Genomic DNA, 17,206 nt, shown 5'->3' with positions numbered 1-17,206 from the left:
CAAAGTGCGGGTTTTGACTTGCAGCAGTTGCAGTTATTTTTGATGCAGTAAATAACTATAACGATGAACAGAAAAACCCTATCTATCTTAAGCTACATCACTATTATTGGGTGGATTGTAGCGTTTGTAAAAAACAAAGATTTAAACCCAAAAAGCGATTTGGTAACCTACCATCTGAAACAAGGTTTCGGAATCTTTTTAGTTTCTCTCGCCGTAAACATTATTCTTTCTGTGGTTATTGCAACTGTGACTTCATTGTATTTCTTAAGCTACATTGGATATGCCATTTTTATCTTATGGATTTTCGGTATCATCAACGCTGCCAACGAACAGAAAAAACCAATTCCGGTGATTGGAAAAATTTTTGAAGATAAATTTGGTTTTATAGACTAATATCAAATTATCTTTTTTAGCTGACGTTTTTATTTTTGGAAAAGTAGAAAATGATTCTCAACAATCTTGGTTTTCACACTAAGAGTAGTTGGGAATCTTTCTTTTTATAAGAAAAAAAAATCGGTTTTTGAAAATTTCAAAAACCGATTTTTTTATAAATTCTGTGATGTTTAAACGAAATTATGCTTTTTTTAGTTCCAATTTTTCCCCATCAGGAGATGTGTAGATTTCTGATGAAAGGCTTTCATAAGGTTTAAAAGTTCCATCGGCATTTTTCTCTACCATTATGATTTCACCTTTATATTTTTTAAATGAAAGTTCTTTTCCTTCTTTTGTTTTAACACTAAACTGGTCTCCATTAGGATAATCATTCGTTTTTTTGCCGTTTTCGTAGATGATGAAATTTGGAGTATAGGAGTCCAGACTCATCATGCCTCCTGAACTATTTGATGATGGTTTAAATCTTGGAACGTAAAAGTCGCCTACGAATATTTTCTTTTTATAATAAGCAGTTCCGCTTGTCGCGATATAGTAAACCGACTCTGAGTTAAAATTGCTTATTTTATTTGTGAAAACTCCCGGCTGATTCACTAATTCAAATTTAGCAATCGTTTTTTTAGCATTGTCTGGCCATAAACTTAATAATCCCGCACCTTGTTTTGCTTCAGCCAGGTATTCATTTGCTTTTGCAAAATTTACTTTGAAAATTTCAATAAGGCTCAGGTTAAGATAGATTACCTTGTTAAGGTCCTTATCTTTCATTTTTCCGAATTGTTTTCCGATGTAACTTTTGTAAAAACTTTGCATTTCATCCAAATAAGCATCTTCAAAAGAAAGTGATTCTAATTTACTCAGCATTTCATCAGTTTTGGTATTAAAAGTAACTAATTCCGGAAACTCTTCACATTTTTCAAAATTTCCGTAATTAAAAGTAGTTTTTGATTCATTGGCAGTAATTAATAAGTTATCCATTAATTCATAAGCTTGTCCGCACAAAGTATTTGCTAAATCAGATTCATTCGTTTTATTAGGACTTTTTTCGAGAGTACAGGCCTTATTAATAGAAGTTTGATAAATGATCTCATTGTCTTTGGTTAAAAACAAGAAACTAAAATCACCCTCTATAATTGTTTGCCCCATTGCATTAACAGATCGTGATTTAGTAGGGGAATAACCAACCAAAACTTTTAAGTCAGGATTAGCATTGTCAATATGCGTATCGTTTTTGTACTTGTCCAGCGTTATATCTTTTTCGTAAGTGGCATCTTTTACACGTTCTGATGTATATGACCATCTTTCAGAACCTTGTACAATAATTGAGTATTTTTTTATTGAATTAAAAAAATCAGATTTTGGAACCGGAATTATAAAACTCTTTGTTTTGGTATCTGCTTTTTGTGCATTTATGGCTACAGAAAAAAGAAGAAACATAGCCACTGCTTTGATTTTAATCATTATTTAAATATTTTAAGGTTTATCGGATAAAAATAATATTTAACAAACAATATACCCTATTTTTGTCAACAAATTTTTAATAAAACAGTAATTAACCAGCCGTTTAAATTTATGAAAAAAATTACCCTATTATGTTTTTCTTTTTACTCTCTTTTTTCTTTTGCTCAAAAAGTAGATTTAGACCGATTTTATTTTAATGTAAATTATCAGGATATTCCCGCTACTATTGTTCCGTTTGAGCAGAGAACGTTTTCGACAAATGTCATAACAGATGGACCAATATCAAATGAATTTGACGGAGCAAGAGTTCTTAATGATCAGCTCAATATTTATGGATGGAAAAAAGTAACCGAAGGTGCCTCAGTAATTGTTAACCTTAATTTGGCTGATTTTTATGAAGAAGGAACTAAAGTGGAAACAAGAACAGTAGAAGAAAAAGATAAAGATGGAAAAGTAATTCGATCTTATCCAATGTACACTCTTGTTACAACCTACAAAGGAAAGGCTTATGCTAATGTTATTGCCCCAAATATTACAAAAGCAGCCACAGCTCCTGTACAGGAAGCAGCTAAGCCTGCAAACAGATTTTTGAAGAGTACTAACCAGGAAGTACCGGCAGAGGCTACAGGTGAAAGTAAAAAAAATTACAACCTGTCTAATACCGTAACTATAAAATCTGCTGAGAATATTAATAGGTCTTATTTAGAAAAAGAAAATATTAAAAACAGACGTGTTAATTTTAATAAAAGCTTAAGGGAATTTATTGATTATGCTATCAGAAATGCAAATTCAGAATTAAACTACAATTATGGATTTACACCAATTAGCCGTCAGGAACAATTATGGATTTTAGATTCGAAAGATGAAGAGGGAACTATTCAAAAAGAAGCTATTGAAGCTGTAAAAGTTCAGTTTGCTACCATGAAAGCAGACCAGTCAATTGATAAATTAACTGAGGATTTAAAACCTTTGATTGAATATTTTGAGTCTTTAAAAACCAAATACAAAGAAGACAGCAAAGGGAACAAAAAAATTAGATATTCAGCATATTATAATCTTGGGAAAATTTATTTGTATTTAGACCAGCCTGAAAAAGCTATACTAGAAGGGGAAGGTTTAATTGCTAATGATTATGATAAAGGAGATGGAAAAGATATTATTGCAAGTTCAAAAAAATTAATTGAAAAATTCAATAAATCGCAAATTAGAACAAGACATAATCCTTCATTATAAAAAACGGCTGCTGAAAAATTTCAGCAGCCGTTTTTTATAATGCATTTTTTAAATATTTATAAGAACCCGATTTTTTGAAATTAGCCATTATTGGAAAGATATACTTATCGTCACTTCTTTAGCGAGTATAATATAAATTATATAGAAACAATATTTAAAATAGAAGCCTATTGGACTGCTTCTGATTATTAAAATTAGAATCCGAAATTAACTCCTAAACCAAAAACTTCCCTGGTCTGAAATCCTCTAAAAGCATTGTCGTCATAGATAGCCTGAAATGAAAGGTTTGCAGAAAGGAATTTATTGACTTTCATGATAATATTCAAAGAGTAGTTGATGTCTACATTTTGCGGGTCTTCGAGATAATTAGAATATAAATTCAGCGAATTTTCTGCGGTTACGTTGGTCATAAGGGCAAGTTTGTAATACACAGCAGCATAAAAACCTAATTCGTACCGCATGCTTTTATTGGCTTCTACACCAAAATATTCGCCGTTTACATAACCAGCTCCTGACGTATAGGCACTGTCTACAAAAGTGAATTTTGAAGTTAAAGGTGCAAAGTTTATTTTTAGATTTTCATCTTTTGACCAGTAAATTCCGGGACCGGTTGTCAGATAACCCGGAGACATAAATTTGGTGTTTTCTGTTCTGATTTCTTTTCCGTTTTCATCTTTATCGTAGATGTAGCCTGTTGTAAATTGAGTTCTGAAATTTAAAAAATAAGAGTAATACCATTCACCAAAAGCTCTTTTTCCAACAATCGAATTAAACTCTAAACGGTCATCTGTCTTTTTTCCGAAATCGGTGTTTTTAGTTTGTAAGATTCCGTATGAAGCCAAAATTTTATTATCCCAGGTAAGATCATCCTTTTTGTAATTGAAATCGTAGTTGATTCCTAAAGTTCCTGAAAAACTGTCTTCACCTCCGGCAAGCCAGTTATTAAAACTGGACTGATTTAGTAATAAAGAAAGATTTCCTTTTGTTTTCCAGCCTTCGCCTTCAATTGTATCATTTATCTTAGTTACCGCTTTTTCGGTATTCTGAATTAATTCTTTTTCGGTATTTTGAGCCTGAACAAATGTAAAGTTCGCTAAAACGAATAGTAATAAAGCTATCTTTCTCATGGGTTGTTTAGTTTAGTGTAGTAACAAATATAATATTAAAAACGCTAAAGCCCGAGAGTTTATTGGGTTATAAAGAAAGTTATTTCTTAGATTCTTTGTAAAGTGGTACCGCAGAACATGCCTCTCCGTACATAATACTTCTCGCAAAAGGCTGTAAATAGGTAGTTGCCAAAATATAAGCACGCATAGGAACAGGTTTTTTAGAACAGCCTTTTACGATTACCGGTTTACTTTGGTAAACAGAATAATCAATTTTACTTAAAATTTCCTCGTATAAACTGGCATCTAAATCTTCGATTGTTCCGTTAACTGTTTTTTTGGCATAAGGAGCCAAATGAACTGAAACCAATATCAATGCCCATGCCGGAATAATAGCATCGGTACTACAATGTACCGCCACATACTGATCCTGATATTGTGTCCAGTCGTGATTTTTAAGATGTTCCCTAAAGTCTTTTTCTTTCAATAAAAAACCTTCCAAAAGCCATTGCGAAATGTCAATCTGAACACGCATTCCTTTTGGGTAATAATCCTCTAAATCAAAAACTTCTAAGGCACTATTGGCAACTTTATTGATAATTTCTTCCATATGAAAAGTTTATTTCAGGTTTCAAGTTGTCATAACCTGAAACCTGAAACCTGAAACAAAATAATTAAAGCATTCCTAATTCTAATTTTGCTTCTTCGCTCATTAAATCTTTACTCCAAGGCGGGTCAAAAGTAATTTCTACTTCAACATCTTTTATATGTTCGATTGTTTTTACTTTTTCCTCTACTTCGCGTGGCAGACTTTCTGCTACCGGACAATTTGGAGATGTTAAAGTCATCAGGATTTTTACTTCGTAATCCGTATTTACCATTACGTCGTAAATCAATCCTAATTCGTAAATATCTACAGGGATTTCAGGATCGTAAATCGTTTTTAAAACTTTTACAATTGATTCTCCTAATTCGTTTGTGTCTATTTCTTGTTCCATTTTATTTTTTATTGTTTTGTTGCCACGAATTTCACAAATTTCCCTAATTTATTACTTTGATATTTAAAAAATTCGGGTGGGTTCGTGAAATTCGTGGCAGAAAAAATTTAATTTTTATTTTTCGAATCAAAAGCCAAAGCGTACATTTTGATGTTTTTTATCATCGAAACCAGTCCGTTGGCTCGGGTTGCAGATAAATGTTCTTTTAATCCGATTTCGTCTATAAATTCTGTATCCGCATTTATAATGTCAGATGCTTTTTGATTTGAGAAAGCACGAATCAGAATCGCGATAATTCCTTTGGTCAAAATCGCATCACTGTCTGCAGTGAACACAATTTTATCATCTTTTTGTTCTCCCTGAAGCCATACTTTCGACTGACAACCTTTGATTAAATTATCGTCGGTTTTGTATTCTTCTTTAATTAAAGGAAGACTTTTTCCTAATTCGATGATGTATTCATAACGCTGCATCCAGTCATCAAACATCGAAAATTCGTCTATTATTTCGTCTTGTATTTCTTTGATTGTCATAATTATTCTTTAGCAAAATCAGTCAGCAAATTGACCAGTTTTTCAATTTCCTTTGGAGGAAAACCATTGTCAAAACCCGGTGTTTCGTAAGTTTTCTGATTTTGGGTTATTTTTAGATTCCCAATCGCTGCACCATCATAAAAACGTTTTTCGGTTGGCGCTTTTAAAGTGGGAATACTTTCTAAATTTATCTTTTCGAATTCGGCTGTGATTTTATCCCAATCTGCCTTTTCAATTTTGCTTTCTACAGGTTGCGCATCTCTTTTATTGATCACTGAAACCGTTTGATTTTGTACCACTATCTTTTTATAATAACCTCGCGACATAGCCGAATATTCAATCACTGTCGATGTCATATCTGTTTTTTTCTGGCTTGAACAGCCTGTCATCATAAAAATAGTCAGCAATAAAAAAGATACAGTTCTCATAAAAAGTTTTTTAGCTTAGCATTGTTTTTGCTTTTTTAACCGCTTCTACCATTACATCAATTTCTTCTTTCGTATTATAAAAAGAGAACGAAGCACGGATGGTTCCCGGAATACAGAAGAAATTCATGATCGGCTGCGCGCAGTGATGTCCGGTACGAACTGCAATTCCTAATTTATCAATTATCGAACCAATATCATACGGATGAATCCCATCTATATTAAACGAAACTACAGAAGCTTTATTTTTTCCGTTTCCGTAAATTCTCAAACCTTCAATTTCAAGTAGTCTCTTTGTAGCGTGTTCCAGTAATTTTTTTTCCTGCAGCTGGATATTTCCAAAACCAACTTCATTCAGATAATCAACTGCGGTTCCTAAAACTATTCCGCCCGCGATATTTGGGGTTCCGGCTTCAAATTTATGAGGCAGGTCGGCATATGTTGTTTTTTCGAAAGTAACTTCTTTAATCATCTCGCCGCCTCCCTGATACGGAGGAAGTTTGTTTAGCCATTCTTCTTTACCGTATAAAATTCCGGTTCCGGTTGGTCCGCACATTTTATGTCCTGAAAAAGCGTAAAAATCACAATCCAAATCCTGAACATCCGGTTTTAAATGTGGAACAGCCTGCGCTCCGTCAATTAAAACAGCAGCTCCAACGGCATGAGCTTTGGAAATCATTTCCTTTACAGGATTGATTACGCCCAATGCATTCGAAATATGATTTACCGTAACGATTTTAGTTTTTTCAGATAATAAAGATTCGTATTCACTGATAATCAGTTCGCCTTCTTCATTTATCGGAATCACTTTTAAGACAGCTCCTGTTTTTTCACACAACATTTGCCACGGAACAATATTACTATGGTGTTCCAAAGAAGAAACCAAAATTTCGTCACCCGGTTTTAAAATAGAAGCGAAACCATTGGCTACTAAATTGATTCCGTGTGTTGTTCCCGAAGTAAATAAAACCTCGTGAGAAAATTTGGCATTAATATGATGTTGCAATTTTACACGTGAAATCTCATAGGCATCAGTCGCTAATTGACTTAATGTATGAACTCCACGGTGAATATTGGCATTTATTTCCTGATAGTATTTCGCTTCGGCATCAATCACCACCTGTGGTTTTTGCGAGGTTGCCCCATTGTCGAAATATATTAATGGTTTTCCGTTTACTTTTTCAGAAAGTATCGGAAAGTCAGCTCTTATTTTTTGAATATCCAGCATAATTTATTTAGAAAAATTCTAAGTACAAAAGTACTAAAACTAAATTGTTTTATCCGCCAATTCTATAATTTCCTTTTATAGTGCTATCATTCCATATTTTAATAACTTAATCCATTATTTTTTAACACATAGAAACATAGATTTTGTAAGTGTAAAAAGGCGTTTCACTTATTCCAAAAAAACATAGCTATGTGTTGAGAAATAAGTTTCTCTTTTATATTCTTTTTTTCACTTAAAACTATGTTGTCTATGTGTTTATTTAGAAGTTTATGATTCAAACTAAACGACTTAAAATCGTGACCTTAAATTATTTATCTTGCATAAAAAACAGCTGTATCGAAATATGAAAAAAATTCTCAAATTACTTGGCATTCTTCTTCTTTTGATAATTCTTTATTTTGGTTTTACCACTTACCCAAAACTGGATCTGATTTCAGGCTTTTCAGCCAAAAGTATTGCTTCAGGCCATTTTTTGGATAACCGTTCAAAAGAATTAATCGAGAAAACCGACAATGATATTAAACTAATTGATCTGGCAACAAATACTATTAATGAGGCAGGAAAATTTGCCACTTCGAATGTTTACGGATTAAAAGAACGAAAAGCCATTTACCGTGAAGGCTTGGGAGCTACTCTGATAAATGATGATTTTGATGTTTCGAAACCGTATTTGCTTCCCAGAAGATTAAAAGCCAAAACTTTGCCTTTCCCTTATGGAAATGTTGATCCGAAAGACACTATTTTTTCGAATATTGATTATACCCAATTACAAAAAACAATTGACAATGCTTTTGACAAATCGGGTGGAAAATTGAAAAGAACACGCGCCGTAGTAGTTTTATATAAAAACAAACTCATTGCCGAAAAATATGATACCGGATTTACGAAAGACAGCCGGATTCTGGGCTGGTCCATGACCAAAAGCATAACTAGTTCGGCTTTTGGAGTGCTTGCCAAACAAGGAAAAATTGATATCTACAAACCGGCTCCGGTAGCAGAATGGCAGAATGACGAGCGTAAAAACATCACCATCAACGATCTGCTGCATATGAATTCAGGTTTAGAATGGGAAGAGAATTACAGCACCATTTGCGATGCTACGAAAATGCTATTTCAGGCCGAAGATATGGGCAAAGTACAACTGGACAAACAGGCTCAGTTTAAACCCAACACACATTGGAATTACTCTTCAGGAACAACCAATTTATTGTCGCTTATCTTAAAAAGACAATTCAAAACCCAACAAGAATATCTTGATTTTTGGTACAACGCCGTTATTGATAAAATCGGAATGAGTTCAATGATTGTCGAGCAGGATATGAGCGGCACTTTTGTAGGTTCTTCATACGCATGGGCAACGGCACGTGACTGGTCTAAATTTGGATTATTATATCTGAATAAAGGCAATTGGAACGGCGAACAGATTCTCGATGAAAGCTGGGTAAAATACACCTCAACACCAACTAATACTTCTGAAGGAAAATATGGTGCACAATTTTGGCTCAATGCCGGTGGAAAATTCCCGGACGCACCTCGCGACATGTTTTACTGCAACGGTTATCAGGGACAAATGGTAGCGATTATTCCATCAAAAGATATGGTGATTGTAAGGATGGGATTGACGGAAGATCCAGCTTTTGATTTTAATGGGTTTTTGAAAGGAATTATTGGATGTGTGAAATAATTTGTAAGCCATTTCATTCTTTTTAATATATTAGTCGAAAAATTCATTTCATGGAGGTATTTGAAAACATATATTTTATCGGTGGGATTCATGGTGTAGGAAAAGGAACTATTTGTAAAGAAATAGCATCTAAGACTAGATTAATACATATAACTGCAAGTCAAGTTTTAAAATGGGAAGAAATTAGCGATAGCAATAATAAACTTGTAAAAGATATTACCTCATCACAAAACCGATTAGTAGAAGGCTTGAAAAATCTAATAAAAAAAGACGAAACATATCTTTTGGATGGACATTTCTGCCTATTAGATTCAAATGGAGTTTCAAAAAGAGTCGATGAAGATACTTTTGATCAAATTAATCCAAAAATTATAGCAATTGTTATTGATGATGCTGAAAAAGTTGCCGAAAGATTACAATCGAGAGACTATAAAATTTACGATGTAGGAGTTTTAAATCAATTGCAACTAATGGAAATCGAATATGCAAAGTATCTTTCAAATAAGTATTCAGTTCCTTATATCGAAATAAAAAACGGAAATTATAATCGATTAATAGAAATTATTTAATGATGAAAATTTTACTCGATACTAATATCATTATCCATAGAGAAGCAAGTAAGATATATAAGCCTGAAATTGGACAACTTTTCAAATGGATTGATAATCTTAAATATTCAAAATATATTCATCCCTTAACAGTTGAAGAATTAGAAAGATATAAAGATCCAAATGCTCTTGATACAATGAGTATTAAAATCCAAAGTTATAACTTGCTTAAGCATCAAGCTCCTTTAGGAGAAGAAATATTAAACGTCAGTAAAAAAATTGACAATCAGGATAACGACATAAATGATACTCAAATTCTTAATGAAGTTTATGAAAGCAGAGTCGATATTTTAATTTCTGAAGATAAAAAAATACACTCTAAAGCAAAGCTTCTTGGGATAGAAGATAAAGTTTTTAAAATTCAAAGTTTCTTAGAAAAAGTAATATCTGAAAATCCGGAATTAGTTGATTATAAAGTTTTATCAGTAGAAAAAGTTGATTTTGCGAAAGTGAATATAAGAGATCAGTTCTTTGATAGCTTTAGGGAGGATTATGCTGAATTTGACAAATGGTTTAATAAAAAAGCAGATGATATTTGTTATGTCTGTTATAGTGATAATCAATTAACCGCTTTTTTATTTATAAAACGAGAACATGAAAATGAGAATTATTCTAATATTTCTCCGGTTTTTCAACCTAAAAAGAGATTAAAAATTGGCACATTTAAAGTAACTGCAAACGGTTATAAAATAGGCGAGAGATTTTTAAAAATAATTTTTGATAATGCTCTACAATATAGAGTTGATGAAATATATGTTACAATTTTTGATAAAAGAGAAGAACAAGAAAGATTAATAGATTTATTAAAGTCATGGGGGTTTAATCATTTTGGTATAAAATCAACTCACAATGGTGATGAACAAGTTTATGTTAGGACTTTCAATAGAGAACTAATTAATATTGAAAATCCAAAATTGACATTCCCTTTTTTTTCCCGACAACAAAATATTTTTATTGTTCCCATTTATCCGGAATATCATACGGAATTATTTCCAGATTCAATATTGAATAACCAGTCTCCAAAAGATTTCATTGAAAACTACCCTCATAGAAATGCTTTGAGTAAAGTATATATTTCACGTTCTTATGAAAAAAATTTGAAATCTGGTGATATTATAGTTTTTTATATGACAGGTGGAAAATATAAAGGAGTTGCTACAACATTAGGAATAGTTGAATCATCTGTTTTAAATATTGAAACTGAAGAAGAGTTTCTTTTGTTATGCAGAAAAAGAAGTGTCTTTTCAAACGAAGAATTATCTAAACATTGGAATCATAATCCTGCAAACACACCTTTTATTGTTAATTTTCTATATACATACTCATTTAGGAAAAGACCTAACCTTGAATGGTTAGTTGATAATGGAATCATATCAAGCTATGAAAATGTACCAAGAGGATTTTCAAAAATAACAGTTGAACAATTTGATAAACTTTTACAATTTGCATATTAAGAAAATGAAAAAATGTATTTTTTGTTTGATAACTGATGAAACAAAGTTTAACACAAAAGAACATATTCTTCCAGATAGCCTTGGAGGTGGTGATTGGGCAATTTTACCTGAAGGATTATTTTGTGATAATTGTCAAAATATATTTGGCTCTTCTATTGAACAACAAGCATTGGCAGATTATCCATTTGTAAATTTTAGAACTCTTTTAGGAATTCCAACAAAAAGCTCCTTGGTTTAAGTATTGGGAAGGGACTTTAATTTCAGGAGGAAAATCAGGGACAATAATTTATGAACCCAATGAAGTGCTTAAAAATTCTTTTGAAACCGGACAAAAAAAACATACAATTATTCCAGCACAAACAAAAAAAAACCGATATGGTTTTACGTACTCTCTTAAAAATAGGGATTGAAACTATCGGAGCCAATGACAATAAATTAGTTTTTGAAGAAAGATTTAATCCTGCTAGAAAATATGCTTTAACTGGAATCAAAGATTTACCTTCGTTTTATATTCAAAAAGAAAATAATAACTTAATCAATAGGTATTTAAAAGAAAAATATTGGGATGACTATCATTGTTTTATGGATATTCATTATGAAGATAATGGATTAGTGTTTTTACATTTTAAGCTTTACTACCTTGAATTTTTTGTTCCTTTGGTAGAAAATGTAATTTTAGAGGAAAATTATAAATTTAAGGAACCCGAAGAAAGAATTATTATTGTTTAATCTCAAATGTAAATTTATATTACATTTGATGCACAATTTATTTAAAATAATTATGAAAGTAGTACTATCAATCAAGCCCCAATTTGCAAATAAAATATTTGATGGGACAAAAAAATTTGAATTCAGAAAATCTATTTTCAAAAACCAGAATGTTACTTCAGTTTTGGTTTATGCTTCTTCTCCTGTTCAAAAAGTAATTGGTGAATTTGAAATAGCCGAAATATTTAATTTAGATTTAAAAACCCTTTGGGATAAAACAAAAGAATATTCAGGAATAACTGAAGAGTATTTTTATGAGTATTTTGAAAATAGAGAACAGGGTTTCGCTATTCAAATTAAAAATAAAAATAGATTTGAAAATCCTAAATGTTTAAAAGCAGATTATAATTTATCTCCTCCTCAGTCATTTGCATACTGGTCAAATGAATAATTATGATATGTTGGTTTTAGCCCCGAAAGAAGTGGAAATCCTTTTTTGAGATTCTTTATCGAAAAAAAGATTGAAACGAATAGCGGGAAATAGCTCCTAAAAAAACCGATAGTCTTTTTTAAAATCTATCGGTTTTAGTTAATTTTAAAAACTACTATTTAAGTTTTTTGACGTTTTTATTAATTTAAAAAAATCTTATTTAAGTTTTTACCCATTTTTATTAAATAAGACTATTTTTATTTAACAAATCTCGGATCAGATTCCATCACAGTTCCACAATTATCGCAGGTTCTTAAATCTTCTGAATTGTAGAAATGTTCAAAATGCGGCAGGAAATCTTTTTCGATATTGTGCAGTTCAAAAAACACTTCGTATAATTTATGGTTGCAGTTGTCGCAATGCCAAAGCAAACCATCGGTATAGCCTAATCCTGCACGTTTCCTTTCTATTACCAAACCAATAGAACCCTCTGAACGAACGGGAGAATGTGGTACTTTAGCAGGATTCAGGTACATATCGCCGGCATTCAAAACCATTTCTTTGCGTTCGCCATCTTCCTGGATTACTACTTTTATATTGCCTTCCAGCTGGTAGAAAAGTTCTTCAGTTTCGTTGTAATGATAGTCTTTTCGAGCATTTGGACCCGCTACAATCATGACAATATAATCGCCGGAGTCTACGTATAAATTTTTATTTCCAACAGGAGGTTTTAGTAAATGACGGTTTTCGTCTATCCATTTTGTCAGGTTGAAAGGTTTTGCTATAGCCATTTTTTAAAGGTTCTGAGTTGCTAAGTTTCTGAGACGCTAAGGTAACGAAAATTTGTAGAGACGCACTGCTGTGCGTCTTTTATATTGAGATCAGGTCTTTTTAGATGCCCATTAAATATCTAGGGCAATTTCAGACGCACTGCAGTGCGCCTCTACGTTTACATTTCTTTTATGAGATAAATATAAACCGGAAAATGATCGCTGTAACCTACTTCATTTGTACTGTGCCGCAACGGATAACCTTTGTATTTTCCTGAAGTTTGTATAAGAAAGGGTTTGTTGAAAATTCCCGCTTTCCAGAACTTGAATGATGAGAAATCAGGTTTTATGAATGATTCTGTAATGATGATTTGGTCAAAAATGTCCCATGAATCCCGAAAGGCTGTCGTTCCCATGCCGCGTTTTGCCATTTCTTCAAACGGATTGTAAGTGCCAAATTCCGGGACTTCTGCTTTTTTGGCTTTTGCCCCCAAAGCCACTTTTATACTTTTATTATAAGGACCGTCATTTAAATCGCCCATCGTAATCACTTTTGCGTTTGGATTGATCTGTTGCAGCGAATCGATTATTTTACGGTTTAATTTTCCGGCTGCTTCGCGATATTCGCTTGTGGGTTTTTCTCCACCGGAACGCGACGGCCAGTGATTGACAATAATACTAATTTCTTCTCCTTCCAGAAAACCGGTTATCAAAAGCTGATCACGGGTAAAAACACGATTGTTTTGAATTGCCATTGTTGTTTCCGCATCTGTTGCTTCTTCTTTTTTCTCTTCTTGTACATTTTTATTTTTCAATATATATAAAGGTATATTCGAAAAAGTCACGGGTTTAAAATATTTCTTCTGATATAATAATGCCACATCTATTCCGCGTTTATCCGGCGAATCAAAATGGATGATTCCGTAATCAAAAGACAATAATTTGGGCTGTTTGACTAAATCTTCTAGAACGCCTCTGTTTTCAATTTCCGAACCTCCAATCAAAACAGGTGCATTTGGATTTTCCGGTTTACCAATTTCTGAGATGACTTTAGAAAGATTCTGGAGTTTCTGATTGTATTTTTCTGTTGTCCAGTTTTGCGTTCCGTTTGGTGTCCATTCATTATCATTGGTGTAAATATCATCAATCGTGTCAAAAAGATTTTCGAAATTGTAAAAAGCAACTGTGTGAATGCTATATTTTTTGGCCTGACCAAAAGTTGTAATCGAAAACAAGAAAATAAAACAAATTCTAAGGATAATGATTCGCATAAAATGATTTTTTTAATCGCTGAAATTAATGAATTTTTACATTTGTAAGAAATTTCAATTAATTTTATTTTTTTAAATCTTTATCTTTGTTATAAATAAATTCCAAAAGCCAAAAAGAAAATGAATACAAGCAGGTTCCTTCTTATAAACAGCCCTTTTGCTTTTTGCAAATTCGTATTCCTTATTTTTGCTTTACAATGCTTTACCTGTCAATCCCAACAAAACATGATAACACCACCTTATTTACAAAAAGGAGATACTGTAGCTCTTTTAGCAACAGCCCGAAAAAACATAGATGATAATTTAAAACCTACCATAGATTTACTCAAAAGCTGGGGTTTAGAAGCTGTAATTGGAAGTTCAATTGGTTTGGATTACCATCAATTGGCCGGAACAGACGAACAGCGTGCTGCCGATTTTCAAAAACAAATGGATAATCCGAATATAAAAGCCATCTGGTGTGTCCGTGGCGGTTACGGAACTGTGAGAATGTTAGATTTACTTGATTTTACAAAATTCAAGCAGCATCCTAAATGGGTTATTGGTTTTAGTGATGTTACGGTTTTGCACAATCATTTAAACACAATGGGTTACAAATCGATTCATGGTGTGATGCCGGTTACTATTCCGCGTGCGACACCGGCTGCGATTAGTTCTATGAAATCGGCTTTGTTTGGTGAACCTTTGTCTTATTCGGTTGCTCCGCATCAAATGAATCGTTTTGGTCAGGGAACGGGCGAATTAGTGGGTGGAAACCTTTCTATCTTATACAGTTTATTAGGATCGCCATCAGCAATTGACTGCAAAGACAAGATTTTATTTATCGAAGATTTAGACGAATACCTGTATCATATTGACCGTATGATGATGAATCTGAGACGCAACGGCTGTATCGAAAACCTGAAAGGAATCATTATTGGCGGTATGACGAAGATGAAGGACAATGAAATTCCGTGGGGAAAAAATGCGCTGGAAATTATTGATGATGTAACCAAAAAATATAATATTCCGGTGATTTTTAATTTTCCGGCGGGCCACATTCAGGATAATCGCGCGCTTGTTATGGGAAGTACAGTTTCTATTGAAGTGAATGCTTCGGGAAGTACTGTTGTTTTTAAATAAAAATTAATGGTTCTTTTATAAGTGGAAGACTTAGCTGAAAAAAGACTAATTATTGATATAGATCTGGCTCCAAATGTTGATGCTGTTTATACAGGAATGTGTTTGATTGCGAACTCAGAAATAATGCTGCTACTTAATTTTGATGAAGCAAAAGGAGAGTTTGATGGATTTACGATTGTTAAAAATAATGATGTTGAAAAATATTGTACGTGGAATGAAGATAATTACTTAGAACTAAAAAACGATAATTCTAAAGATTTAATAGCAAAAATTGACTTAAACAAATTTTTAGATATTGCAACTTCATTAAAAAGTCTAAAATCAAAATTAGTTTCAATATTTACATACGGCAATGAGGATTCATTCTATCTTGCAAAAATTCTATCTGTAAAAAATGAATGTGTCGAATTACATTTACTTGACGAAGATTCTAATTGGATCGATATTAAAGTTATTAAATTCAGTGACATAAATTATATTGGTTTCGACACACAATATGAAAGAAAGTATATAAAAGCATTACTAACAATTTAGCTGCAAATTCATCCTCAGCTCATAATCAATAACTCCAAAAATGGCTGAACACAACGAACTCGGAAAAAAAGGTGAAGATTTAGCCGTAGAATTTCTGCTTCAAAATGATTATACAATTTTAGAAAGAAACTGGACTTTTCAAAAAGCCGAAATTGATATTATTGCCAAAAAAGAAAATATCGTTACTGTTATCGAAGTTAAAACAAGATCAAGTTTAGATTTCGGTTTGCCGCAGGAATTTGTGAAACCAAAAAAGATTCAATTACTCATAAAAGCAGTAAATGCCTACATAAACGATAGGGAAAAGGATTTTGAAGATAATTTAGAAATCCGTTTTGATATAATTGCCATCCATAAAACTCAGGAAACATTTGCTGTTGAGCATCTTACTGACGCTTTTTATCATTTTTAACATAATTTTTTATTGTTATATTTGTAACAAATTGTTTTTTAATTTATATTTGCAGAGATTTATAACATCTCAAACAAACCAAACTAACACAATTACGTTCAAAAACAATTAAAGATTATGAAAACCGTTTCTTCTATTGTAGAAAATTACATCAAGACAAAGCCATTTTTACTCAATGCACTTTCTCTTGGAATTATTAACCTGACTTCCCTGTCGCGTAATATCATGACCGAACTGGAAAGTGAATTCGGTAAAGAAGTTAAACAAGGTGCTGTCGTAATGTCCCTAAAAAGACTGACAGAAGAGTTAGACTTTAAACTGAACCACAAAATCAACAAAGTCATAAAAAACATTGGTGAAATCACGGTTCGTTCTGAATTGACAGATTACACTTTTGCTGCTTCTGACACTGTTTTAAATAAACAGGCCGATTTGATTTCTGATATTAATGTACTGTCTGATATATTCTATACCTCATCACGCGGTGTAAACGAAACCAATATCGTAGTAAGTAGCAGTATCAACCATTTAGTGGAGAAACATTTTATTCGCGAAAAACTGATTCAGAAATTAGATAATCTGGCTTCTATTACTGTAAAATTACCAAAAGAAAATATTGTAGTTCCTGGAATTTATTATTTCATTTTTCAGCGTTTAGCCTGGGAAGGAATTATTATAAATGAGGTAATTTCAACTTCAAACGAATTTACGATCCTGGTAGGAGAAGAGCAGGTTGATGTTGCTTTTAAAGTAATCAAAGATTTGAAAAATTAATTCTCTTCCGAGAAACCCAATCCAAAAAAAAGAAAAAAAAAGACAATATACGAAGAGGCTGTTCTCAA

General features: G+C 32.4%; 21 protein-coding genes. 12 read left to right on the top strand and 9 right to left on the bottom strand.

The annotated features are described in order from the left end of the window. Window positions 1–63 precede the first annotated feature (63 nt). Entirely contained in the window at window positions 64–393 is a 330-nt protein-coding gene (locus OZP09_RS13420) for a DUF4870 domain-containing protein (protein ID WP_269234243.1), read from the top strand. Between the two features lie 180 nt (window positions 394–573). On the opposite strand, the gene OZP09_RS13415 is transcribed toward OZP09_RS13420, so the two are convergent. Continuing rightward, on the bottom strand, window positions 574–1,848 hold the full coding sequence (locus tag OZP09_RS13415) for a hypothetical protein (protein ID WP_269234242.1): 1,275 nt from the start codon (window positions 1,846–1,848) through the stop codon (window positions 574–576). Window positions 1,849–1,959: 111 nt separating this feature from the next. On the opposite strand from OZP09_RS13415, the gene OZP09_RS13410 reads away from it, so the two are divergent. Next, window positions 1,960–3,081, top strand: coding sequence for a hypothetical protein (locus tag OZP09_RS13410; RefSeq protein WP_281309522.1), 1,122 nt, complete (start codon window positions 1,960–1,962; stop codon window positions 3,079–3,081). Window positions 3,082–3,275: 194 nt separating this feature from the next. Here the strand turns inward: OZP09_RS13410 and OZP09_RS13405 are convergent, their stop codons facing one another. From OZP09_RS13405 to OZP09_RS13380, 6 genes are all read right to left on the bottom strand, one after another. Then, complete coding sequence (locus OZP09_RS13405; RefSeq protein ID WP_281309521.1) at window positions 3,276–4,208, bottom strand: DUF3078 domain-containing protein; 933 nt, start codon at window positions 4,206–4,208, stop codon at window positions 3,276–3,278. 79 nt (window positions 4,209–4,287) lie between these two features. Further along, window positions 4,288–4,797, bottom strand: a complete 510-nt coding sequence (locus OZP09_RS13400) for a DUF2480 family protein (RefSeq protein WP_223681277.1) — start codon at window positions 4,795–4,797, stop codon at window positions 4,288–4,290. A 64-nt stretch (window positions 4,798–4,861) separates the two neighbouring features. Next, the gene (locus tag OZP09_RS13395; RefSeq protein WP_031453991.1) at window positions 4,862–5,185 is read right to left on the bottom strand and encodes an SUF system Fe-S cluster assembly protein; all 324 of its coding nucleotides are present in this window, start codon (window positions 5,183–5,185) and stop codon (window positions 4,862–4,864) included. Window positions 5,186–5,292: 107 nt separating this feature from the next. Next, window positions 5,293–5,718: a SufE family protein gene (locus OZP09_RS13390; protein WP_269234237.1), complete on the bottom strand. Its 426-nt coding sequence runs from the start codon at window positions 5,716–5,718 to the stop codon at window positions 5,293–5,295. A 2-nt stretch (window positions 5,719–5,720) separates the two neighbouring features. Further along, window positions 5,721–6,146: a putative periplasmic lipoprotein gene (locus tag OZP09_RS13385; RefSeq protein ID WP_269234236.1), complete on the bottom strand. Its 426-nt coding sequence runs from the start codon at window positions 6,144–6,146 to the stop codon at window positions 5,721–5,723. A gap of 10 nt (window positions 6,147–6,156) precedes the next feature. Then, complete coding sequence (locus OZP09_RS13380; RefSeq protein ID WP_281309520.1) at window positions 6,157–7,371, bottom strand: aminotransferase class V-fold PLP-dependent enzyme; 1,215 nt, start codon at window positions 7,369–7,371, stop codon at window positions 6,157–6,159. A gap of 343 nt (window positions 7,372–7,714) precedes the next feature. Between OZP09_RS13380 and OZP09_RS13375 the strand changes: the two genes are divergently transcribed. From OZP09_RS13375 to OZP09_RS13350, 6 genes are all read left to right on the top strand, one after another. Beyond that, complete coding sequence (locus OZP09_RS13375) at window positions 7,715–9,055, top strand: serine hydrolase domain-containing protein (protein WP_281309519.1); 1,341 nt, start codon at window positions 7,715–7,717, stop codon at window positions 9,053–9,055. Between the two features lie 50 nt (window positions 9,056–9,105). Further along, window positions 9,106–9,624, top strand: coding sequence for an ATP-binding protein (locus tag OZP09_RS13370; protein WP_269234234.1), 519 nt, complete (start codon window positions 9,106–9,108; stop codon window positions 9,622–9,624). Next, window positions 9,624–11,117, top strand: coding sequence for a PIN domain-containing protein (locus tag OZP09_RS13365; RefSeq protein ID WP_281309518.1), 1,494 nt, complete (start codon window positions 9,624–9,626; stop codon window positions 11,115–11,117). The genes OZP09_RS13370 and OZP09_RS13365 overlap by 1 nt, the downstream gene beginning before the upstream one ends. 4 nt (window positions 11,118–11,121) lie before the next feature. Further along, entirely contained in the window at window positions 11,122–11,355 is a 234-nt protein-coding gene (locus OZP09_RS13360; RefSeq protein WP_269234230.1) for an HNH endonuclease, read from the top strand. 137 nt (window positions 11,356–11,492) lie between these two features. After that, window positions 11,493–11,846, top strand: coding sequence for a hypothetical protein (locus tag OZP09_RS13355; protein ID WP_281309517.1), 354 nt, complete (start codon window positions 11,493–11,495; stop codon window positions 11,844–11,846). Between the two features lie 52 nt (window positions 11,847–11,898). Next, window positions 11,899–12,276: an ASCH domain-containing protein gene (locus OZP09_RS13350; RefSeq protein WP_269234227.1), complete on the top strand. Its 378-nt coding sequence runs from the start codon at window positions 11,899–11,901 to the stop codon at window positions 12,274–12,276. A gap of 236 nt (window positions 12,277–12,512) precedes the next feature. Here the strand turns inward: OZP09_RS13350 and OZP09_RS13345 are convergent, their stop codons facing one another. Then, the gene (locus OZP09_RS13345) at window positions 12,513–13,046 is read right to left on the bottom strand and encodes a 3-hydroxyanthranilate 3,4-dioxygenase (RefSeq protein WP_269234225.1); all 534 of its coding nucleotides are present in this window, start codon (window positions 13,044–13,046) and stop codon (window positions 12,513–12,515) included. A gap of 158 nt (window positions 13,047–13,204) precedes the next feature. After that, window positions 13,205–14,296, bottom strand: a complete 1,092-nt coding sequence (locus OZP09_RS13340; protein ID WP_269234224.1) for an endonuclease/exonuclease/phosphatase family protein — start codon at window positions 14,294–14,296, stop codon at window positions 13,205–13,207. A 225-nt stretch (window positions 14,297–14,521) separates the two neighbouring features. On the opposite strand from OZP09_RS13340, the gene OZP09_RS13335 reads away from it, so the two are divergent. From OZP09_RS13335 to OZP09_RS13320, 4 genes are all read left to right on the top strand, one after another. Beyond that, window positions 14,522–15,418 carry a S66 peptidase family protein gene (locus OZP09_RS13335; RefSeq protein ID WP_269234222.1) on the top strand — a complete coding sequence of 299 codons (897 nt, stop codon included), beginning with the start codon at window positions 14,522–14,524 and terminating at the stop codon, window positions 15,416–15,418. 21 nt (window positions 15,419–15,439) lie between these two features. Then, window positions 15,440–15,952, top strand: coding sequence for a hypothetical protein (locus tag OZP09_RS13330; RefSeq protein WP_269234221.1), 513 nt, complete (start codon window positions 15,440–15,442; stop codon window positions 15,950–15,952). A 40-nt stretch (window positions 15,953–15,992) separates the two neighbouring features. Then, the gene (locus tag OZP09_RS13325) at window positions 15,993–16,364 is read left to right on the top strand and encodes a YraN family protein (RefSeq protein ID WP_269234220.1); all 372 of its coding nucleotides are present in this window, start codon (window positions 15,993–15,995) and stop codon (window positions 16,362–16,364) included. A gap of 117 nt (window positions 16,365–16,481) precedes the next feature. Beyond that, complete coding sequence (locus OZP09_RS13320) at window positions 16,482–17,138, top strand: aspartate kinase (RefSeq protein WP_025570960.1); 657 nt, start codon at window positions 16,482–16,484, stop codon at window positions 17,136–17,138. Window positions 17,139–17,206: the final 68 nt, after the last annotated feature.

Source organism: Flavobacterium flavigenum (genome assembly GCF_027111255.2).
GTDB classification, from domain to species: domain Bacteria; phylum Bacteroidota; class Bacteroidia; order Flavobacteriales; family Flavobacteriaceae; genus Flavobacterium; species Flavobacterium flavigenum.
This window is presented reverse-complemented; position numbering and strand designations above follow the sequence as displayed.